Below are 21739 nucleotides of genomic sequence, written 5' to 3' on the forward strand. Positions count from 1 at the left end.
GAGCACCGAGATGAGAGGAGTTTTTCAAAATGACGCAAAAGAAAAAAGTGGTTTTAGCATATTCAGGAGGACTTGATACTTCTGTCGCGATAAAATGGCTGCAGGAACAGGGATATGATGTAGTGGCCTGCTGCCTTGACGTCGGGGAGGGAAAGGATCTCGCATTTGTTCAGCAAAAAGCGCTTCAAGTCGGGGCTTCTAATTCATATGTTATCGATGCAAAAGAAGAATTTGCGAAAGAGTTTGCACTGACCGCCCTCCAGGCCCATACGCTTTATGAAGGAAAGTACCCGCTTGTATCAGCTCTGTCCAGACCGCTGATCGCCAAAAAGCTGGTCGAAGTGGCTGAAAAAGAGAACGCCCAAGCCGTGGCTCACGGCTGCACAGGCAAAGGAAATGACCAAGTGCGCTTCGAGGTGTCCATTAAATCGCTCAATCCGGATTTAGAGGTACTGGCACCTGTGCGCGAATGGAAATGGTCGCGCGACGAAGAGATCGCGTATGCAGAAAAGCACGGCATTCCGATTCCGATCAATCTTGACAGCCCGTATTCAATTGACCAGAACCTGTGGGGCAGAAGCAATGAATGCGGAGTTCTGGAAGATCCATGGGCGGCGCCTCCTGAAGGGGCTTATGATTTGACGAAGCCGCTTGAAAAAACACCGGATACCCCCGATGTGATCGAAATCGCTTTTGAAGAGGGCATTCCGGTTTCCATTGACGGCGCTCATTACTCGCTGTCAGACTTGATTTTAAAGCTGAATGAACTGGCGGGCGCGCATGGAGTGGGGCGCATCGACCATGTTGAAAACCGCCTTGTCGGCATCAAATCACGCGAAGTGTACGAATGCCCGGGCGCGATGACTTTGATTAAGGCGCACAAAGAGCTTGAAGATTTGACATTAGTAAAAGAAGTGGCGCATTTCAAACCTCTGATCGAACAAAAAATGGCTGAAGTGATCTATAACGGCCTGTGGTTTTCTCCGCTTAAAGACGCGCTTTCCGGTTTCTTGAAAGAAACGCAGAAGCATGTCACGGGCGTCGTCCGCGTCAAGCTGTTCAAAGGCCATGCGATCGTTGAAGGGCGTAAATCCGAATACTCCCTGTATGATGAAAAACTGGCGACGTATACAAAAGACGATGCGTTCGATCATCACGCTGCCGTCGGCTTTATCGAGCTGTGGGGACTGCCGACGAAAGTAAACAGCATCGTCCAAAAAAAGGAGCAGATTAAAGCATGAAAAAGCTGTGGGGAGGCCGGTTCCAAAAAACACCGGAAAAATGGGTCGATGAGTTCGGCGCATCGATCCACTTTGACAAAACGCTCGTGAAAGAAGATATCGCAGGGTCTCTCGCTCATGCTTCCATGCTTGAAAAATGCGGCATTTTAACCGAAGCAGAAGCGGTCAAAATAAAAGAAGGCCTGACATCCCTTTTGCACAAAGCGGAAAAAAACGAACTCGATTTTTCAGTCGATTACGAAGACATTCACCTCAACCTTGAAAAAATGCTCATTGACGAAATCGGGCCGCTCGGCGGAAAGCTTCATACGGCCAGAAGCCGAAACGACCAGGTGGCGACGGATATGCACCTGTATTTAAAAGGGCACACAGAGCATATCATTGAGCTGATTACGGCTTTTCAACACGTGCTTATCGAAAAAGCGGAAGAACATGTGGAGACGATACTGCCGGGATACACCCATCTGCAGCGGGCGCAGCCGATCTCGTTCGCGCATCATTTGCTCGCTTACTTCTGGATGCTTGAGCGCGATAAAGAACGCTATCATGATTCATTCAAGCGGATTAACAAGTCCCCCCTTGGATGCGGGGCGCTCGCAGGAACGACATTTCCGATCGACCGTGAATATTCAGCAGGTCTGCTCGGGTTTGACTCGATATATGAAAACAGCTTGGACGGCGTCAGCGACAGGGATTTCATCCTTGAATTTTTAAGCGCGAGCAGCATTTTGATGATGCATCTGTCAAGATTCTCCGAAGAAATCATTCTTTGGTGTTCGCAGGAATTTAAATTCATTGAGCTTGATGACACTTATGCTACGGGGAGCAGCATGATGCCGCAAAAGAAAAACCCGGACATGGCAGAGCTTATCCGCGGGAAAACCGGACGCGTATACGGTGATCTGATCGGCCTCCTGACGATTATGAAAGGGCTCCCGTTAGCGTACAATAAAGATTTGCAGGAAGACAAAGAAGGTATGTTTGATACTGTGAAAACGGTCGAAGGAAGCCTTGAGATTTTTGCCGGCATGACGAAAACGATGACAGTGAACAAAAATATGATGAAAAAAGCAACGGAGCAGGATTTTTCAAATGCCACCGAACTTGCCGACTATCTGGCGAAAAAGGGCATGCCGTTCAGAGAGGCGCACGAAGTCGTCGGGAAGCTTGTCTACACTTGTATCGAAAAAGGCATTTATCTCAGCGGCCTGCCGTTTGAAGAGTTCGAAAAGGCAAGCGAACTGTTTGAAGAAGACGTCTACATCGTGCTCGACCCGCACCATGCCGTCGAAAAAAGGATGAGTGAAGGCGGGACGGGATTCAAAAAGGTGGAAGAAGCCATTCAAAAGGCGAAGCATTGTTTGAACAATTTTTAACACTTCCCGATTCGATTCATAACTGTGCGGCTTCATACGCAAAATAGATTTGTGAATCGAAAAGGGGTGTGGCAATGAAACAAGATCAGTCAAAACACGCATACATGTATGATGCCGACGGCGATAAAGAAACCGTTCAGCAAATCTCTGATGCCTATTTCAGCGGATTTGTCGCGCACGATGACGCACAGCCGTTAGCTGATGCAGATAAACAATAGAAAGCTGGAGCCCGTAACAGCGGGCTTCAGCTTTCTTCTGTCCAGCGACGATTGCAAATTTCCCGATGCTCCACATGTGATATACTCTGGCTTTTGTAGTAAAGTATAGGTAGATACATGCAATCATTTGCGAATACCGAGAACCAATGCCTGGGAGGGAAAGATGTGCGCCATGCGTTAATTACTGCCGGTTCAAAAGGTTTGGGGCGTAAAGTGACGGAAGCCCTGCTTGAAAAAGGCTACTCAGTGACGGTGAATTACAGGCAGGACGAAGAAGCTGTCAGCCGCCTCAAAGAAAAATGGCGGTCATCCCTTGACCGTTTACAGTTTGTAAAGGGAGATGTCACCAAGAAAGAAGACCTGCTCCGGATGGTGAATGCCGCACTTGAGCGATTTGGAAAAATTGATCTTCTGATCAATAATGCCGGCCCATACATATTTGAACGAAAAAAGCTTGCAGATTATACTGATGATGAATGGTATGACATGCTTGAAGGCAACTTAAGCTCTGTCTTCCATCTGTTTAAAGCGGTTGTTCCGGTGATGAGGCGCCAGCGGTTCGGCCGCATCATCACATACGGATTTCAGGGGGCAGACCATGCGCCGGGCTGGCTGCATCGTTCCGCTTTTGGAGCGGCGAAAGTGGGGCTGGCTTCTTTAACAAAAACGATCGCCATTGAAGAAGCGGGCTCCGGCATCACAGCCAACATGGTTTGTCCAGGCAACATCGTCGGGGATATGAAAGAGGCTTCGATTTCAGAAGCGAGGGCGTCACTTGATGAGGAAACGCCGATCGGCAGGTCGGGAACCGGTGAAGATATCGCAAGGATCATCACTTTTCTATGCGATGAACATTCCGACTACATTACGGGAACAGTCATTGAAGCGACAGGCGGCTTGAATGTGATTAACCGTCATTCTCTTTAGACGTGCGAAATTAAAAAACAGGGGTGGATATGATGAAAGTGACATATCATGGTCATTCAGTGGTAACAGTTGAAACGGGAAATCATCAATTGATCTTCGATCCGTTTATTACAGGAAATTCTTTAACCGATTTAAAGCCGGAAGAGGTTAAAGCGGATGTTATTTTGCTGACCCACGGTCATAACGATCATGTCGGCGATACCGTCGAAATCGCCAAGCGAAATCATTCGCTCGTTGTAGCTCCGAATGAACTCGCGGTCTATCTGGGATGGAAAGGCCTGAATGTCCATCCGATGCATATCGGCGGCTCCCATCAGTTCGATTTTGGCCAAGTCAAGCTGACGCAGGCTTTCCACGGATCGGCTTATACGGAAGAAGACAGCCAAAAGATCGTCTATACCGGCATGCCGGCGGGGATCCTCTTGACTGTGGAAGGAAGGACGATTTTTCATGCAGGAGACACCGGGCTTTTCTCAGATATGAAGCTGATCGGTGAATTAAATCATATCGACCTCGCTTTCCTGCCGATCGGCGATAATTTTACGATGGGCCCGGAGGATGCCAAACTGGCCGCAGAATGGCTCAGGGCGAAACAGGTTGTACCGGTTCACTACTCGACGTTCCCCGTCATCGAACAGGACCCGCATGCATTTGCGGACAGCCTTCCCGGCGGCGTCGGAAAAGTGCTTGAGGTCGGTGAGTCAATCGAATTTAAATAAACTTGTTTTTAGAGGACCCGAATCCGGGTCCTTTTTTCGGTTGAACCGGTTATATGTCTATCAAAACATGTTAATGATGATATAATATAGGAATCGGATTGTTCTTGGGAGGATATTATGAGGGTATTGAAATACGCGATTTTGGGGCTCCTTGATCACGGGAGTTTGAGCGGCTACGATATGACAAGCCGCTTTAAAGCCGAATTGGGCCAATTTTGGAGCGCCAAGCACAGTCAGATTTATCCCGAGCTGAAAAAGCTGACGGATGAAGGATTTATCGAATATGAAACGGTGATCCAAGGCTCAAAATTAGAAAAGAAAATGTATTCCATCACAGAGGCCGGAAAGCGTGAACTTCACGGATGGCTTACGGAATTCAAACCGGTCCCCGATACGGTAAAAGATGAATTTATGCTGAAAGCTTATTTTATCTCTTCGATGGAACGTGATGAAGCGAAAAGGCTTTTTGCCGATCAGCTTCAAAAGCGGGAGGAGAAAGCCGTTTTTTTAAAAAATAAGCTCGAAGAATTGAAGCGCGAAGCGGGTGAATCGATAACTTTCCGCTCGCCTCATTTCGGCCATTACCTTGTATTGACCCGGGCGCTGGAGCGGGAAAACGGCTATTGCTCATGGCTTGAAAAAGCGCTTCTTCTGATGGAGAATGATCGCTCTTAGACGGACATGATGTTGCGAAGGCGGATTGCGGTTCAATTGCACAACCATTTATAATAAATATATCTAGCAGTCAGAGGATGAAGGTGAAACGATTGGCGACAAAACACGAACAGATTTTAAAATATATTGATTCTTTGTCCGTCGGCGAAAAAATCTCCGTCAGGCGGATTGCGAAGGAAATGAAAGTCAGTGAAGGAACTGCTTACAGAGCGATAAAAGAAGCCGAGAATAAAGGGTTTGTCAGCACGATCGAAAGGGTCGGAACGATCAGGATCGAGCAAAAGAAAAAAGAGAATATTGAAAAACTGACATACGCTGAAGTGGTCAATGTCATTGACGGCCATGTGCTTGGCGGAAAAGCAGGGCTTCATAAAACGCTCAACAAATTCGTCATCGGAGCGATGAAGCTTGATGCGATGATGAGATATACCGGGGCGGGCAACCTGCTGATTGTCGGCAACCGAATCGATGCGCACCGCCAGGCTTTGGAAGCGGGTGCTGCCGTGCTGGTGACCGGCGGTTTTGATACGGAGCCGGAGATTATTGAGCTTGCCGACAGGCTCGAGCTCCCGGTCATTTCTACAAGCTATGACACGTTTACTGTAGCCGCGATGATCAACAGGGCGATTTATGACCAGCTCATCAAAAAAGAGGTCGTGCTTGTCGAGGATATTTTGACCCCTTTGGAAAAAACGGTCTGCTTATCCCCTCATGAAAAGCTCGAAAGATGGTATGAGAAAAACTTTGAAACGGGGCATGGACGTTTTCCCATCGTTGACGAGCAGATGAAAATCCACGGCATTTTAACTTCAAAAGATGTTGCCGGATATGACCGCTCTGTATTGATTGAAAAAGTCATGACGAAAAACCCGATTACAGTAATCGGCAAAACGTCAGTCGCTTCAGCGGCGCAGATGATGGTCTGGGAAGGAATCGAAGTGCTTCCCGTCGTTGACGAGCGGCAAAAGCTGATCGGCATGATCAGCAGGCAGGACGTATTAAAGGCGCTTCAAATGATTCAGAAGCAGCCTCAGGTCGGCGAAAAACTCGATGACATTGTGACAGGCGGTTTCAAAGAATCGGACAATGACAAAAACAAGCCGGATCCGGTTTATCAATACGAAGTAACGCCGCAAATGACAAACCACTTGGGAACGATTTCCTACGGCGTGTTTACGACGATTTTGACCGAAGCTGCAAACCGTTTTTTGCGGTCGCACAAAAAAGGCGAACTCGTGATAGAGAGCATGACGATTTATTTTTTAAAGCCTGTGCAAATGGAGTCTGTCATTGAAATAAAACCGAACATTCTCGAAGCCGGGAGAAAGTTCGGAAAAATGGATATAGAAGTTTTTCACCAGGGTGCTCTCGTCGGCAAAGCGATGATGATGGTTCAGCTGATGGAAAGAAGCTAAGGGACGCGGCCAGTGTCCCTCTTTTCGCTTATGCGTTTTCCCGTTCGTTTTCTTTCGCAAGCAAAGGGACATAGTGCTTATAGGCTCTGTAGCCGGCCCACATGCTCCCGAGCCCGGTCAGCATAAAAATAACGCCGATGACGACAGCAAGCGTGCCGCGGTTTAAAAGCAGCTGATTGGCGCCGAAGAACATGATAAACAGGCCCAGACTCATGCTTGACTTGGCCGAATAGTATTCCCGTTCAATCGCTTTTTTGGTGCGCACATACCTTACTTTGAAGTACCCATAAGCTATCGCTGAAAACACAATGAAAAAAACAAAAAACGGCATAATCGACATCCTCCATTGTAAGTTTTACAAACCCATTGTATACATAATCGGGTTCGCTTTCTACAATAAAAAGTCATAACTTTCACTTTCCACCAACAACAGATTATGATTTAATGGTTAAAAACAAAGTAAAGAAGGGGCGCGTCATGAAAAAAGAAATCATCAGAACCATATCATTATATGACACGATCATTATACATAGACATGTGAGACCGGATCCCGATGCCTACGGATCCCAATGCGGCCTTGCGGAAATCCTGAGGGCAACCTATCCTGAAAAAAATATTTTCGCGGTCGGAACGCCCGAGCCTTCCCTCGCTTTTTTGTACACCCCGGATATGATTGAAGACCCGGTGTATGAAAATGCACTTGTCATCGTCTGTGACACGGCCAATCAAGCGAGAATTTCCGATTCGCGCTACAACATGGGCGACAAGCTGATCAAAATCGACCATCATCCGAATGAAGACCAATACGGCGACCTTTTATGGGTGGATACGAATGCGAGCTCGACGAGCGAGATGATTTACGAACTGTATTTAGCGGGTAAAGAACAAGCGGGATGGACGCTTCCGACAAAGGGTGCCGAACTGATCTATGCCGGCATTGTGGGGGATACAGGGCGCTTCTTATTTCCGAACACGACAAAAAAGACATTGAAATATGCCGGAGAGCTGATTGAGTATCCTTTTAATTCTCAGGCGCTTTTTAATCAATTGTATGAGACGAAATTAAATGTTGTGAGGCTGAACGGTTACATTTACCAGAATGTTTCTCTGTCCGAAAACGGTGTGGCGTCGGTATTCATCACCCGTGACATTTTGCATCAATACAATATTACGCCGTCTGAAGCTTCACAGCTTGTCAGCACGCTCGGCAATATTTCAGGAATCAAAGCATGGGTGTTTTTTGTGGAGGAAGCCGACCAGATCAGGGTAAGGCTTCGTTCAAAGGGGCCGATTGTCAATGAAGTCGCTAAAAAATACAACGGCGGAGGCCATCCGCTCGCAGCCGGTGCTTCCATCTATGACTGGAAAGACACCGATCTTGTCATCGCTGACTTGGAGCGCATATGCAAAGAAAACAAATAAGAGGGGAAGTCCCTCTTTTTTTGTGCAGTTCAACTGCAAGCGTTTGCATTATATTTTGCGAAAAAGTAAGCAGCAAAGTGTAAGCAGATCATTTTACGCATCACAGCTGCTGCTTATTCAGGTATAAACCATGATCCGATATCTGTTACATCCTCATAAACATGGATGTTTTGGGCTCTTAACTCTCTTTTGATAAGGGACGCGAGACTTTCGGTTTCCGCATAAGCCGAGTAGCCCAGCTTGATCCGGTTGACTTTATCTCTTGCCAGCTGATGGTAACTGTAAATGTACATTCTGCTTTCCTCCCTTTTTAAAAAAACTTACATATCGCTTACTGTCAGTTTAAATTAAAATATGGAAAAAAGCGACGAATGCATGTAAATCGTAAAAAAAAATCCATAATTTTATTCGGAAAAAGAGATTTTGATTTCAACGGAAAGCCGTGTATAAATCGTCAGTTCGGTGACTTTCGCTTTGTACGTTTTATCGTTTATCGTATACTCTTTATTTTCAATCGTCCGCTTTAAAAGCTCCTTCGTCCGGTAGACGCTTTCGATATCCTTTGTGATGACATCCGAAATATTATCCCGGATACGCTCTTCAAAGTTCATCATGTCGGGCTGTGACAATTTGTATTGCTTGCCGTTGATCAGCTTGACGTCGACGCTTTGAATCAGCAGTTTTCTTTTATTGTCTTCATTCAGCTTATGAAGGTCCTCCCGGTAAATGGTGATCTGGTCATTTAAATCATTGATGCGCTCTTTCTGTTCTCTTATCAAGACGACCTGCTTCTCCTGAAAGGTGCCGTATGTAAACAGGAACACGACCCAGCTGATGATGGCTCCGCACATCATTCCCGCAAAAAAACGCTGCCAACCCGGTTTTTTATAATAAGGAGGGATTCTCATGAGGAAATATGCTCCTGTGTGAGCCAATTGATGATCAGATAACCGGTCTGCGCTCCTCCCATCGCCGAAAGAATCAGGAGAAGCTGTTTTACGATGTCTCTCGTATTGCCTTCGATAATGCCCCTTTCAAAGCTGTAGACCGCGTCAAACGTGCCGCCGATTGCCGCAACCAGCGCCCAGATTTTTAGACGGTTTGCGAGGCTTGTAATAATCGTTAAAGGCGGCTGTCCCGACAGATAGGCGCCGATCCCTCCGATTAAGCAACCGCCGAGAAGCACTCCTAGCGCAATAAAATAACAGCTGATAAAGTTTGGAAAAAAGGGCTGTTCAGGATCCATTCCGATCACCTCACCTTATCACACTATATGGATAAAGAAAGACAAGTATGATTGTTGATCAAAGAAAGAACATTTGTTTCTCATTCGATCCCATCATATAATGAAAAGAGACGGCTCGAAAAAGGAAGGGGTGACAGAAATGCCTTTTGTTCACCTGCAAGTACACAGCGGTTACAGCTTATTAAACAGCGCCGCTTCCGTAGAGGACCTCACGGCCAAAGCCAAAGAGCTGGGCTACAGCGCAATGGCGCTGACGGATGATGAGGTCATGTACGGGGCGGTGGAATTTTATAAATCATGCAAAAAACGCGGCATCAAGCCGATTATCGGGCTTACAGCCTCAGTTTTAACAGATGAAAAAGAACAGCTTTCATATCCGCTCGTTCTTTTGGCGAAAACAAACAAAGGCTACCAAAACCTGCTGAAAATCAGCAGCGTGTTGCAGTCGAAATCAAAAACCGGCATCAAAGAAAAATGGCTCAAAAGTTATCATGAAGGGCTCATTGCGCTGACAACGGGCGGGACAAGCCATGTTGAAGCGCTGTTGAAAGAAGGGCTGATCGAAGAGGCGAAGAACGCCGCCCTCCGCTGTCTTTCGATCTTCGGAGAGGGCAGCTTTTATTTGTCGTATCAGCCGTACAAGGGCGACCCGCTTCTTTCTGAACGCATTCTGGAGCTCAGCGAACATACGGGAATTCCGATTGCCGCAACCGGCGATGTACGCTACATCGAAAAAGAGGATGCGGCAGCTTATACGTGTTTAAAAGCGATTAAAGCGGGCGAGAAGCTGAACGAAGACATGAAGGCCGAAGGAGATCTGCATCTTGAGCTCAAGCCGCCCGCTGAAATGCTTGACATTTACAGGGATCGTCCGGACGCGTTGGAGAATACAGTCAAAATCGCGGATCTGTGCCAGGTGGACCTGAGCCTTGGCCAGACGCGCCTGCCGAAATATCCGGCGCCTTCCGGCAAGAATGCTGACGATTATTTGGCTGAGCTTTGCTTTCTCGGACTGGAAAAACGGTTCGATGCCGCTCCGAGGGAGTATGTCGAACGGCTTGAGTATGAGCTGAAAGTGATTCGCGACATGGCGTTCAGCGACTATTTTTTGATCGTCTGGGATTTCATGAAGTTCGCCCACGACAACGGCATTATCACAGGGCCGGGGCGGGGGTCGGCGGCCGGCTCTCTCGTCGCTTATACGCTGTTTATCACAGATGTCGATCCGATCAAGCACAAATTGCTGTTTGAACGGTTTTTAAATCCGGAGCGCATCAGCATGCCCGATATCGATATCGATTTTCCCGATACGAGAAGGGATGAAGTCATCCAATACGTGAAAAATAAATACGGGGCACTGCACGTAGCGCAAATTATCACGTTTGGTACATTGGCCGCAAAAGCGGCGCTCCGGGACGTCGGCAGGGTGATGGGCATCAGTCCGAAAGAAGCCGACCAGTTGGCGAAATTGATTCCGTCCAAACCTGGAGTGACGCTGAAAGAGGCGAGAGCTCTTTCTGTTGAACTGGACAAGCGCCTGAACGGGTCCAAGAAGCTTCAGGACATATTTAAAACGGCTCAGAAAATCGAAGGGCTTCCGCGGCATACGTCAATTCATGCGGCGGGCGTCGTGTTGAGCGAGGAGCCACTGACGAATATCATACCGATACAGGAAGGACATGACGGTGTATATTTAACGCAATATTCGATGGGCTATCTCGAAGACTTGGGACTATTGAAAATGGATTTTCTCGGCTTGCGCAATTTAACGCTCATTGAATCGATCAAAACGCTGATCGAAAAAAGCGAGCGGGTCACCATCGATTTTTCGGCGATTCCCTATGAAGATGAACAGACGTTTAAGCTGCTGTCAGAAGGAGATACGACAGGTATTTTCCAGCTCGAATCAGCCGGCATGAGAAACGTTTTAAAAAGGCTCAAGCCATCAAGCCTTGAAGACATTGTCGCTGTTAATGCCTTGTACCGCCCGGGCCCGATGGAAAATATCCCGCTGTATATCGAACGAAAGCACGGACGGGTTGCCGTGTCTTATCCGCACGAGGATTTGGCCGAGATTTTGAAAGATACATACGGCGTGATCGTTTATCAGGAACAGATCATGATGATCGCATCGCGGATGGCGGGTTTCAGGCTTGGAGAAGCCGATCTTTTGCGAAGGGCGGTCGGCAAAAAAAACAAGGAAATTCTCGATACAGAGAGAAATCATTTTATTAGTGGATGCTTGAAAAAAGGGTATTCCGTACAAGCGGCTAATGAAGTATACGATCTGATTGTAAAATTCGCCAATTACGGTTTTAACCGGAGTCATGCGGTTGCATACAGCATGATCGGCTACCAGCTCGCTTATTTAAAAGCGCATTACCCCCTCTACTTTATGTGCGGCCTCTTGACGAGTGCGATCGGAAATGAGGAAAAGCTTGCTCAGTACATCTATGAAGCGAAAGGGAAAGGGCTGCATGTTTTAGGTCCTTCCATTAATAAGAGCGGCTATCCGTTCGTCGTGGAAAACGGGGCGCTGCGCTACAGTTTAAGGGCTGTTAAAGGCGTCGGTATTTCGGCTGTGAAAGAAATCTACAGGGCGAGAAAAGAAAAGCCGTTCGCAGATTTGTTTGACTTTTGTGTCAGGACTTCTGTGAAAAGCGTGAACCGGAAAACGATTGAAGCTTTAATTTTTGCCGGAGCAATGGATGAATTCGGTGAAAACCGGGCCACTTTGCTCGCTTCTGTCGATGTCGCGCTGGAGCATGCCGAATTGTTTGCAGGAGACAATGATCAGCTCGGCTTCTTTCTCGATGAAGGCTTGACAATTAAGCCGAAGTACGCCGAGACGGAAGAAATGCCGCTCGTCGACCTGCTGGCACACGAGAAGGAGACGCTCGGCATTTACTTTTCTGACCATCCGCTGAGCGTTCACCGCAAGAAGCTGGACCGTGCAGGTGCGCTGCCGATTATTCAGCTGCTCGCCTCCAGCCGTAAAAAGGCGGCTTTGGGCGGACTTTTGACGAAGATGAAGACGATCCGTACAAAAACGGGACAGACGATGGCTTTTCTGGAGCTGAGCGATGAAAGCGGGGAAATCGAAGCGGTTGTTTTTCCTGAACAGTTCAGACAGCTTTCCCCGATCCTGGAAGAAGGCGTATCGCTTTTTGCAGAAGGACGTCTTGAGACAAGGAATGAAAAGCGCCAGCTGATCATCGCCGGGGCATCGCTTGTCGAATCGCTTCATGCTAAAAAGCAGCCGTCCGTCTATATTAAAGTGGAGGAAAGTCAGCACACCCACGATATCTTTAAGAAAATCAGCAGCATCCTGCTTGAACACAAAGGGGAAACGCCGGTCTGCGTCTATTATGAAAAACGGAAACAAACGATGCAGCTGCCGGAAAGCTACAACATCAAGGCTGACCACGCTGCCCTCTACAGGCTGAAAAGCGTTGTAGGTGAGAAAAATGTCGTGCTCAGATAGCAGGTATTTTGAGCATTATTGATCAAAAAAGCGGTCAATTGTGTTATCATTTTTAAGATTCTAGGGTTCGTCTTACAAGAATCTTAAGCAGAAAACGAAGCAAAGTTTTTGGCAAAATTCCCTTGAAGGAGTGTTTGTTAACATGTCATTGAAAGAAAAAGCGCTGCATATGCACAAAGTAAACCAGGGCAAATTGGAATCAAAATCAAAAGTGCAGGTTCGCAATGCGGATGATTTAAGCCTTGCATATTCTCCGGGTGTGGCTGAGCCCTGCAAAGCGATTTACGATGATAACAGCAAAGTATACGATTATACAATGAAGGGAAACATGGTAGCAGTCGTCTCGGACGGAACGGCAGTGCTCGGTCTCGGCAATATCGGCCCTGAAGCCGCCCTTCCGGTTATGGAAGGAAAAGCGGTTCTTTTCAAAAGCTTTGCCGGTGTGGACGCATTCCCAATCTGTTTAAATACATCTGATGTCGACAAAATTGTTGAGACGGTCAAGCTGCTTGAGCCGACATTCGGCGGCGTCAATCTTGAAGACATTGCAGCGCCGAACTGTTTTGTCATTGAAGAACGCCTCAAAAAAGAAACAAAAATCCCGGTGTTTCACGATGACCAGCACGGTACTGCAATCGTTACGGTAGCCGGTCTCGTCAATGCGCTTAAGCTGTCTGGCAAATCGATGTCTTCCGTCAAAGTCGTGGCAAACGGCGCCGGGGCAGCGGGAATTGCCATTATCAAGCTTCTTTATCATTTCGGCGTGCGCGATATCATCATGTGCGACACGAAAGGCGCGATTTACGAAGGCCGTCCGAACGGCATGAACGCTGTTAAAGATGAAGTCGCAAAATATACGAACAAAAACCGCATAGACGGATCGCTCAAAGATGTGATCAAAGACGCCGATGTCTTTATCGGAGTTTCCGTCGAAGGCGCTTTGACAAAAGAAATGGTTGAAAGCATGGCTGACAAACCGATCATCTTCGCCATGGCGAATCCAAATCCTGAAATCATGCCTGCTGAAGCGCATGAAGCCGGAGCAAGCGTCGTTGGAACGGGACGCTCTGACTTCCCTAACCAAGTGAACAACGTTCTCGCATTCCCCGGCATCTTCCGCGGGGCGCTCGACGTCCGCGCGACACATATTAACGAAGAAATGAAAATCGCCGCGGTTGAGGCGATCGCATCACTCGTTTCCGACGAAGAGCTGAGCCCCGAATATGTCATTCCGGCTCCGTTCGATCCAAGGGTCGCACCGGCCGTTGCCAAAGCGGTAGCGAAAGCCGCGATGGAAACAGGTGTTGCACGAATCGATGTCGATCCTGAAGAAGTCGCTGAAAAGACAAGAAAGCTTGCAGTAATTGAAGGAAAATAAAACTCCATTTTTGTGATCAGCGCGTGATTGCTCTGGCCTAAAGAGCCGTCACGCGCTGTTTCTCGAATATGATGTACAGTTTTTCCTCTTATTGGGGACACTTGTAAGGGAATATGCGGGCTGTAAAAAATTTTTTCAAATCGCTTTTCCGGACTTTTGTATCCGCTCTCAAGGCTGATATATCAATTTGTCAGTCTCTAACCGCATCAAGTGCGATTCGGCTGTTTGCCGGTCAAAAATGTCGAATTGAGGATGACACCGTTTGACAAAAAAAGTACAATAGTTTCGGTATAGTGATGTTCTAGTCTATAAACAGGACAGGCATACATGAAGAAAACCCTTCAGAAAAGGGAGGTAATCTTTTGTTAAAAGATATATTCAGCAAAAAGAAAAAAAAATACGCTTCCGTTCCCGCGGAATCAGCAAAGCAAGATGTACCGGAAGGGATCATGACAAAATGCCCGGATTGCAAAAAAATCATGCTCACAAAAGAGCTGGATAAAAACTTAAGGGTCTGCATGAACTGCGGTTACCATCTTCAAATGAACGCGAAGCAGCGTATAAAAAGCCTGCTGGACGATGGCTCCTTTGAAGAATTCAATCAGGATATGATGTCTGAAAACCCGCTGGAATTCCCAGGATACCTTGAGAAACTGCAAAAAGACCGGGAAAAAACATCGCTGAATGAAGCGGTTGTCACCGGAAAAGGGACGGTTGACGGATCTCCGGCAGTCGTTGCCGTGATGGATTCATCTTTCAGAATGGGAAGCATGGGGTCTGTCGTAGGCGAAAAAATTACGCTGGCGATCGAAAAGGCAAGAGAAGAAAAAGTGCCTTTCATTATTTTTACCGCATCAGGCGGTGCGAGAATGCAGGAAGGCCTTCTCAGCTTGATGCAAATGGCTAAAACAAGCTCCGCTTTAAAGCTGTTCAGTGAAGAGCAGGGCTTGATCATTTCGGTGATGACACATCCGACAACAGGCGGTGTATCCGCAAGCTTTGCATCTCTCGGCGATTACAACCTTGCCGAGCCGGGCGCGCTGATTGGCTTTGCCGGAAGAAGAATTATCGAACAAACCATCCGTGAAGAACTGCCTGAGGATTTTCAGACTGCGGAATTTCTGTTAAAGCACGGACAGCTTGATTCCGTCGTTCACAGAGCAGACATGAAAAAAACGCTCGGCAGCATTTTGAAAATGCACCAAACTGGAGGTGATCTCGAGTGGCTGGAGAATTAGAATTTGAAAAACCGGTGGTCGAACTGCGTGAAAAGATCGCCGAATTGAAAAGGTTCACACAGGATTCCGATATGGATTTAAGCTCTGAAATTACGAAGCTTGAAGCTCGTCTTGAAAGGCTTGAAGAAGACATTTATACAAATCTGAAAGCCTGGGACAGAGTCCAGATTGCAAGGCATCCGAACCGTCCGACAACGCTCGATTATATCGAACATCTCTTTACCGATTTTTTTGAATGCCACGGAGATCGATATTTCGGTGATGATGAAGCGATTGTCGGCGGAATTGCCAAATTCCGGGGCCTTCCTGTGACAGTGATCGGCCAACAGCGCGGCAAGGATACAAAAGAAAACATCCGCCGCAACTTCGGAATGCCGCATCCGGAAGGCTACCGCAAAGCGCTCAGGCTGATGAAGCAGGCCGATAAATTTAACAGGCCGATCATCTGCTTTATTGATACAAAAGGAGCATACCCTGGAAAAGCAGCTGAAGAGCGGGGGCAAAGCGAAGCAATTGCCAAGAATCTTTTTGAAATGGCGGGACTCTCTGTGCCGGTCATCTCGATCGTCATCGGGGAAGGCGGCAGCGGGGGAGCGCTTGCGCTCGGCGTCGCAAACCGCTTATTGATGCTGGAAAACTCAACTTATTCGGTGATCTCTCCCGAGGGAGCGGCTGCTATCCTCTGGAAGGATTCAGGACTCGCGAAAAAAGCGGCAGAAACAATGAAAATCACCGCTCCGGACCTTAAAGAATTGGATATTATAGATCATGTTATAAAAGAAGTAAGAGGTGGAGCACACCGCGATGTAGAGCAGCAGGCCGCCTACATCGATGAAGCGCTGAAAAGAGAGCTTAAATCCTTGCTGAAACTGGATAAGAACGAGCTGATTCAACAAAGATATAACAAGTATAAATCAATTGGAAAAATTTCGACTGAAAACCAATTTGTTGGGATAAAATAAATAAACGTGAGGCCTTTGGCTCACGTTTATTTTTTATGGATAAAGGTGAAAAGTGAAAGGATTGTGTCTTTCACCCGCGATTTTTCAAAGAGTTTGCTTAAAATTTATTTAAAAACTTTTTGTTTAATTGTATAATGAGTAAGGTTTTATAGGGATTTTCGGAAAATTTTCATCCCTTTTTCATTGTTTTAGCGGCAATGAACGTGTTAAGGTAAATTATATATGTTTTCGAGGTGAAAAAGATGAAACGTATCGGAGTATTGACGAGCGGCGGAGATTCCCCGGGAATGAACGCGGCGGTCCGCGCGGTTGTCAGGAAAGCAATCTACCATGACGTAGAAGTATACGGAATTTACAACGGGTATTCAGGTTTAATCAGCGGAAAAATAGAAAAGCTTGAAATCGGTTCTGTCGGAGATATCATTCACCGCGGAGGAACGAAGCTATATACAGCAAGGTGTCCTGAGTTTAAAACGGTAGAAGGACGGGAAAAAGGAATAGCGAATTTAAAAAAATATGGTATAGAAGGATTAGTCGTCATTGGCGGAGACGGTTCTTATATGGGAGCGAAAAAGCTGACAGAACACGGTTTTCCTTGTGTCGGAGTGCCGGGAACAATCGACAATGACATCCCTGGAACAGATTTGACGATCGGATTTGATACGGCGTTAAATACCGTTATCGATGCCATCGATAAAATCAGGGATACAGCTACATCCCACGAACGTACATACGTGATTGAAGTAATGGGCCGCCATGCCGGGGACATTGCTTTATGGTCAGGTTTGGCAGGAGGCGCGGAATCCATTTTGATCCCTGAAGCTGACTACGATATGGAAGAAATTATTGCGAGGCTGAAAAGAGGGCATGAGCGCGGCAAAAAACACAGCATCATCATTGTGGCGGAAGGCGTCGGAAGCGGCGTTGAATTCGGCAAAAGAATTGAAGAAGCCACAAATCTCGAAACTAGAGTATCGGTGCTTGGACATATCCAGCGCGGCGGTTCTCCGACTGCAGCAGACCGTGTATTGGCAAGCCGTCTAGGGGCATTTGCGGTTGAACTGCTTCTTGAAGGAAAAGGCGGACGCTGTGTCGGAATTCAAAATAACCAGCTTGTGCATCATGATATCATTGAAATACTCGATCATAAACATACAATTGATCAAAGCATGTACCGCTTGTCTCAAGAACTGTCAATCTAGTGTAAAACCCGAGGAGGAAGCAATATGAGAAAGACTAAAATAGTTTGTACAATTGGGCCGGCCAGCGAAACTGTTGAAAAGCTCACCCAGCTGATGGAAGCCGGAATGAACGTGGCGCGCTTGAACTTTTCCCATGGAGATTTCGAAGAGCACGGCGCAAGAATTAAAAACATTCGCGAAGCAGCCGGCAAGCTGGGAAAAGATATCGGTATCCTTCTTGATACGAAAGGTCCGGAAATCCGCACGCACACAATGGAAGGCGGTTCAATCGAACTGGAAGCGGGTTCTCAGCTGATCGTGTCAATGGAAGAAGTCATCGGTACGCCTGAAAAAATCTCAGTTACATATGATGGGTTGATTCACGATGTATCAATTGGTTCAACGATTTTGCTTGACGATGGACTGATCGGACTTGAAGTCACTGATGTCAACAAGGACAAGCGTGAAATCGTCACGAAAGTAATGAACAGCGGAACGCTGAAAAACAAAAAAGGCGTGAATGTGCCGGGCGTCAGCGTCAATCTTCCGGGAATTACGGAAAAAGACGCTAACGACATTGTGTTCGGTATCGAGCAGGGTGTTGATTTTATCGCGGCATCTTTTGTGCGCCGTCCGTCGGATGTTCTTGAAATCCGCGAACTTCTTGAAGAGCACAATGCGGCAGATATTCAAATCATTCCAAAAATCGAAAACCAGGAAGGCGTTGACAACATCGATGCCATTCTTGAAGTATCAGACGGTCTGATGGTCGCACGTGGAGACCTTGGTGTTGAAATCCCTGCTGAAGAAGTGCCGCTCGTTCAAAAAGAACTGATCAAAAAATGCAATGCGCTTGGCAAGCCTGTTATCACGGCTACCCAAATGCTCGACAGCATGCAGCGCAATCCGCGTCCGACACGCGCGGAAGCGAGCGACGTTGCCAATGCGATCTTTGACGGAACTGACGCGATTATGCTTTCAGGTGAAACTGCTGCGGGAAATTACCCTGTTGAAGCCGTTCAGACGATGCACAATATCGCTTCCCGTTCAGAAGAAGCGCTCAACCATAAAAAGATCCTTTCTGCACGAAGCAAGCAAGTCAGCATGTCAATTACAGATGCCATCGGCCAGTCTGTGGCGCATACGGCAATCAACCTTGACGTGAATGCCATCGTCACACCGACAGAAAGCGGTCATACGGCGAGAATGATTTCCAAATATCGCCCGCAGGCGCCGATTGTCGCAGTTACGGTAAATGATGCGGTTTCAAGAAAGCTGTCTCTTGTCTTCGGTGTTTTCGCAACAAGCGGACAAAACCACAGCTCGACTGACGAAATGCTTGAAAAAGCAGTGCAAAAATCTCTCGACACAGGCATCGTACGCCACGGCGACTTGATCGTTATCACGGCCGGAGCTGTCGGTGAAGCCGGCACAACAAACTTGATGAAAGTGTATGTTGTCGGAGACGTGGTCGCAAAAGGCCAGGGAATCGGACGCAAATCCGCGTTTGGTGAAGTGGTCATCGCTCAAAATGCACAAGAAGCGGATAAAAAAATGAAAGATGGCGCCGTTTTGGTTACAAAAAGCACGGATCGTGACATGATGGCGTCCCTTGAAAAAGCGGCTGCGCTGATTACTGAAGAAGGCGGTTTAACCAGCCACGCGGCAGTCGTAGGCTTGAGCCTCGGCATCCCTGTCATCGTCGGAATGGAAAATGCGACTTCCATTCTCAAAGAGGGAGAAGACATTACGGTCGACTCCGCCCGCGGAGCTGTTTACAAAGGACGTGCAAGCGTACTTTAATCGCTTATTGAAGAAGAAGGGAAGCTTTCCCTTCTTTTTTTGCAGGCGACAGGGCGGCCGTTCGCTTCCATATTAGAATTATGAGGTGAAGACAATGAAGTTTTTCTTATTATTTCTCGTCATTTTTCCAGCGAGTGAAATCGGTCTGTTCCTCTTGTCCGCTAATTGGATCGGTGTCTTGCCGACCGTTTTGCTGATCATCTTGACGGGATTTCTCGGGGCCGCTCTCGCCAAAAAACAAGGAATCGAAGTTTACTACAAAGTTCAGCGCGATCTTCAGTATGGAAAAATGCCTGGGGATGCGATTTTGGACGGGCTTTGTATTTTCATAGGCGGCATGCTGCTTTTGCTGCCCGGCTTTTTATCGGATATCATCGGTTTACTGCTGCTGCTGCCGGCAACGCGCAGCCGTTTCAAACCGTTTATATCCCGCAAGCTGAAGAGGATGTCTGAAGGCAGGCGGATCAACATCATCAAATAACCCGATAAGCGGCGGCCCGCATTGGAAAAAGCAGGCTGCCGCTTATTTTTCATTTCCTTTAATAAACTGCCATACGTCTTTAAAAATACCTGTTGTAAAGAGAGCCTGAATGAGAACGAGAAGGGCGGGGCCCATGATCAATCCGAGAAAGCCAAACAATTTGAAACCGGCAAACAGCGCGATCAATGTTCCCAAAGGGTGAAGTCCGATTGACCGGCTCAAAATCTTCGGTTCGGCCAGCTGCCTGAAGACGAGCACGACGATGTACAGGACTCCGAGGCCGATCGCAAGCGGCAGCTGCTTGGATGCTGCTAAATAGACGATCCACGGCACAAATACAGACCCCGCTCCCAAATACGGCAGCAGGTCGACCAGCCCGATGAGAAAAGCGATGGCGACAGCATGATTAACCTTCAACACAGAAAGCCCGATCAACACCAGCACCATCGTCATCGCCACAAGGGTAAGCTGGGCCTTGACAAAGCCTGCCAGCGCTCTTTTCAATTCCGCATAGACAGCCGCTGCACCCGAGATCAGCCGATCAGGAAGAACAGACCGCGCCTTGTTTTGTATTTTATGCAAATCTTTGCTGATAAAAAAAGTGGCCAGGAGCGAAAAGATCAGCACGGCCGCCATATTCGGCAGAAAGGCGAAAAAGAGGGGCACCATCTCAAGAATTTTTGAAAGAAACAAAGCGGTGCCTGATGCGAGTTCACTGCCCAAATTTTGGACCTGTGTAATGATCGATTCCTGCTGGGCGGCTTCGAGCCCGTCAAAAAAAGCGGCAAGCTGATTATACAGCGGCATGATTTGATTCGTAAAAAACGATTCGATATAAAGAGCGGCTTTATTAAACTGGACGGGGAGTATTTTAGCCAAATGAGCCGTTCCAGAGACAATCTCGGCAACGACCAGTGTCAAAAAGCCGGCTCCGGCGATCAAAAAGCCGCATAGCACGATGCCGACATTAACGCCTCTCGGGAGCCCGGTCCGCTTATCGAGCCATTCCACAAAAGGGTTGATCATGATGGCGAGAATAAGCGCAATCACAAAAGGATAGGTTAACGGAAAAGAGTAGTAGCCGACCGCTCCGCAAGCAGCGGTCAAAAACAGCACATACACTGCCCGAAGCGCAGCTGTGAGATAGGATTGATTCAATTCTGCATCCTCCTGATATTAGAAAGCATGTCCTTATTTCATTTTATTCTTGAGTCCTGTTATTATGAGAAAGGTCATAAAAAAATGGAGTTGAATACAGCATGTTTACTCAAGCTAATTTATTTTTGATCCTGCTTTTGGCCATCGCATTAATCGCGAAAAATCAGTCGTTGATCATCGCGGTATCCGTCCTGCTTTTGATCAAGCTGACCGGCCTCGATCAAAAGCTGTTTCCGGCCATCCAATCCAAAGGGATTAACTGGGGAGTTACCGTTATTACAATAGCGGTCCTTGTGCCGATTGCCACTGGAGAGATCGGCTTTAAACAGCTTGGCGAAGCGATGAAATCATATTACGCATGGATCGCACTCGGGGCGGGCATTCTCGTAGCATTGATCGCCAAAAACGGGATCACATTGCTCGCGGAAGACCCGCATATCACCACCGCTCTTGTATTTGGAACGATTTTAGCGGTCGCTTTATTCAAAGGTGTTGCCGTCGGCCCGCTCATCGGTGCCGGGATCGCCTATCTTGTCATGCAGGCTGTCCAGCATTTTACATCTTAGAAATGCGGGCCAGCTCCCCCTGTTTCAGGGGGTTTTTTAGTTTGAAAAAACGTTCGCAACTAAAAATAAACATACATAACGCAGTTAAAACTCCTAAAAATCTGTAAATAGAAGTCAGCTGGTGCAAAAAAATAAGGCCCTCTATAAAAGAGGGCTCAGTTTGTCAAAAACCTGTGTGGGGAAATATGACCGTTTATTTCGAATTTGTGGGTTTTTATTTGTGGAGTCTTCAGCAGGTAAGCTTGGATA

The 21739-nt window shown here is 47.3% G+C and carries 21 protein-coding genes; 16 read left to right on the forward strand and 5 right to left on the reverse strand.

What is annotated here, in order from left to right; all coding sequences use genetic code 11:
* Positions 1–29 precede the first annotated feature (29 nt).
* From M1E06_RS06070 to M1E06_RS06100, 7 genes are all read left to right on the forward strand, one after another.
* Positions 30–1241 (forward strand): argininosuccinate synthase, encoded by a 1212-nt coding sequence (locus tag M1E06_RS06070; RefSeq protein WP_020452576.1) that lies wholly within the window; start codon positions 30–32, stop codon positions 1239–1241.
* On the forward strand, positions 1238–2617 hold the full coding sequence (gene argH / locus M1E06_RS06075) for an argininosuccinate lyase (RefSeq protein ID WP_020452575.1): 1380 nt from the start codon (positions 1238–1240) through the stop codon (positions 2615–2617). Before M1E06_RS06070 ends, argH begins: the two co-directional genes overlap by 4 nt.
* A gap of 74 nt (positions 2618–2691) precedes the next feature.
* On the forward strand, positions 2692–2835 hold the full coding sequence (locus M1E06_RS06080) for a hypothetical protein (RefSeq protein WP_020452574.1): 144 nt from the start codon (positions 2692–2694) through the stop codon (positions 2833–2835).
* Positions 2836–3000: 165 nt separating this feature from the next.
* Positions 3001–3762: an SDR family oxidoreductase gene (locus M1E06_RS06085; protein WP_023855495.1), complete on the forward strand. Its 762-nt coding sequence runs from the start codon at positions 3001–3003 to the stop codon at positions 3760–3762.
* A gap of 32 nt (positions 3763–3794) precedes the next feature.
* A complete protein-coding gene (locus M1E06_RS06090; protein WP_020452572.1) occupies positions 3795–4481 on the forward strand; it encodes a metal-dependent hydrolase in 687 nt (228 codons plus the stop codon).
* 117 nt (positions 4482–4598) lie between these two features.
* Complete coding sequence (locus M1E06_RS06095; RefSeq protein WP_020452571.1) at positions 4599–5156, forward strand: PadR family transcriptional regulator; 558 nt, start codon at positions 4599–4601, stop codon at positions 5154–5156.
* 92 nt (positions 5157–5248) lie between these two features.
* Positions 5249–6571, forward strand: a complete 1323-nt coding sequence (locus M1E06_RS06100; protein WP_020452570.1) for a CBS domain-containing protein — start codon at positions 5249–5251, stop codon at positions 6569–6571.
* A 28-nt stretch (positions 6572–6599) separates the two neighbouring features.
* On the opposite strand, the gene M1E06_RS06105 is transcribed toward M1E06_RS06100, so the two are convergent.
* Complete coding sequence (locus M1E06_RS06105; RefSeq protein WP_020452569.1) at positions 6600–6902, reverse strand: YtpI family protein; 303 nt, start codon at positions 6900–6902, stop codon at positions 6600–6602.
* A 146-nt stretch (positions 6903–7048) separates the two neighbouring features.
* Here M1E06_RS06105 and M1E06_RS06110 point away from each other — a divergent pair, with 146 nt between their 5' ends.
* Complete coding sequence (locus M1E06_RS06110; protein ID WP_020452568.1) at positions 7049–7993, forward strand: DHH family phosphoesterase; 945 nt, start codon at positions 7049–7051, stop codon at positions 7991–7993.
* A 113-nt stretch (positions 7994–8106) separates the two neighbouring features.
* Here the strand turns inward: M1E06_RS06110 and M1E06_RS06115 are convergent, their stop codons facing one another.
* The 3 genes from M1E06_RS06115 to M1E06_RS06125 form a co-directional block, all read right to left on the reverse strand.
* The gene (locus tag M1E06_RS06115) at positions 8107–8286 is read right to left on the reverse strand and encodes a hypothetical protein (RefSeq protein WP_020452567.1); all 180 of its coding nucleotides are present in this window, start codon (positions 8284–8286) and stop codon (positions 8107–8109) included.
* Between the two features lie 111 nt (positions 8287–8397).
* Positions 8398–8901: a sporulation membrane protein YtrI gene (gene ytrI, locus M1E06_RS06120; RefSeq protein ID WP_020452566.1), complete on the reverse strand. Its 504-nt coding sequence runs from the start codon at positions 8899–8901 to the stop codon at positions 8398–8400.
* Positions 8898–9239 (reverse strand): YtrH family sporulation protein, encoded by a 342-nt coding sequence (locus tag M1E06_RS06125; protein WP_003184343.1) that lies wholly within the window; start codon positions 9237–9239, stop codon positions 8898–8900. Before M1E06_RS06125 ends, ytrI begins: the two co-directional genes overlap by 4 nt.
* A 139-nt stretch (positions 9240–9378) precedes the next feature.
* Between M1E06_RS06125 and dnaE the strand changes: the two genes are divergently transcribed.
* The 7 genes from dnaE (at position 9379) to M1E06_RS06160 (ending at position 19766) form a co-directional block, all read left to right on the forward strand.
* Complete coding sequence (gene dnaE, locus M1E06_RS06130; RefSeq protein WP_025810999.1) at positions 9379–12723, forward strand: DNA polymerase III subunit alpha; 3345 nt, start codon at positions 9379–9381, stop codon at positions 12721–12723.
* Positions 12724–12865: 142 nt separating this feature from the next.
* Positions 12866–14101 carry an NAD(P)-dependent malic enzyme gene (locus M1E06_RS06135; protein ID WP_020452564.1) on the forward strand — a complete coding sequence of 412 codons (1236 nt, stop codon included), beginning with the start codon at positions 12866–12868 and terminating at the stop codon, positions 14099–14101.
* A 362-nt stretch (positions 14102–14463) separates the two neighbouring features.
* Positions 14464–15339, forward strand: a complete 876-nt coding sequence (accD, locus tag M1E06_RS06140) for an acetyl-CoA carboxylase, carboxyltransferase subunit beta (RefSeq protein WP_020452563.1) — start codon at positions 14464–14466, stop codon at positions 15337–15339.
* Positions 15324–16301, forward strand: a complete 978-nt coding sequence (accA, locus tag M1E06_RS06145) for an acetyl-CoA carboxylase carboxyl transferase subunit alpha (RefSeq protein ID WP_020452562.1) — start codon at positions 15324–15326, stop codon at positions 16299–16301. Before accD ends, accA begins: the two co-directional genes overlap by 16 nt.
* Before the next feature lie 242 nt (positions 16302–16543).
* The gene (gene pfkA / locus M1E06_RS06150) at positions 16544–17503 is read left to right on the forward strand and encodes a 6-phosphofructokinase (RefSeq protein ID WP_020452561.1); all 960 of its coding nucleotides are present in this window, start codon (positions 16544–16546) and stop codon (positions 17501–17503) included.
* A 24-nt stretch (positions 17504–17527) separates the two neighbouring features.
* Positions 17528–19285 carry a pyruvate kinase gene (gene pyk, locus M1E06_RS06155; protein WP_020452560.1) on the forward strand — a complete coding sequence of 586 codons (1758 nt, stop codon included), beginning with the start codon at positions 17528–17530 and terminating at the stop codon, positions 19283–19285.
* A 94-nt stretch (positions 19286–19379) separates the two neighbouring features.
* A complete protein-coding gene (locus M1E06_RS06160) occupies positions 19380–19766 on the forward strand; it encodes an FxsA family protein (protein ID WP_020452559.1) in 387 nt (128 codons plus the stop codon).
* A 42-nt stretch (positions 19767–19808) separates the two neighbouring features.
* On the opposite strand, the gene ytvI is transcribed toward M1E06_RS06160, so the two are convergent.
* On the reverse strand, positions 19809–20924 hold the full coding sequence (gene ytvI, locus M1E06_RS06165) for a sporulation integral membrane protein YtvI (protein ID WP_020452558.1): 1116 nt from the start codon (positions 20922–20924) through the stop codon (positions 19809–19811).
* Between the two features lie 101 nt (positions 20925–21025).
* On the opposite strand from ytvI, the gene M1E06_RS06170 reads away from it, so the two are divergent.
* The gene (locus tag M1E06_RS06170) at positions 21026–21490 is read left to right on the forward strand and encodes a DUF441 domain-containing protein (protein ID WP_020452557.1); all 465 of its coding nucleotides are present in this window, start codon (positions 21026–21028) and stop codon (positions 21488–21490) included.
* The last annotated feature ends 249 nt before the right edge of the window (positions 21491–21739 follow it).

Source organism: Bacillus sp. AK124 (genome assembly GCF_053903085.1).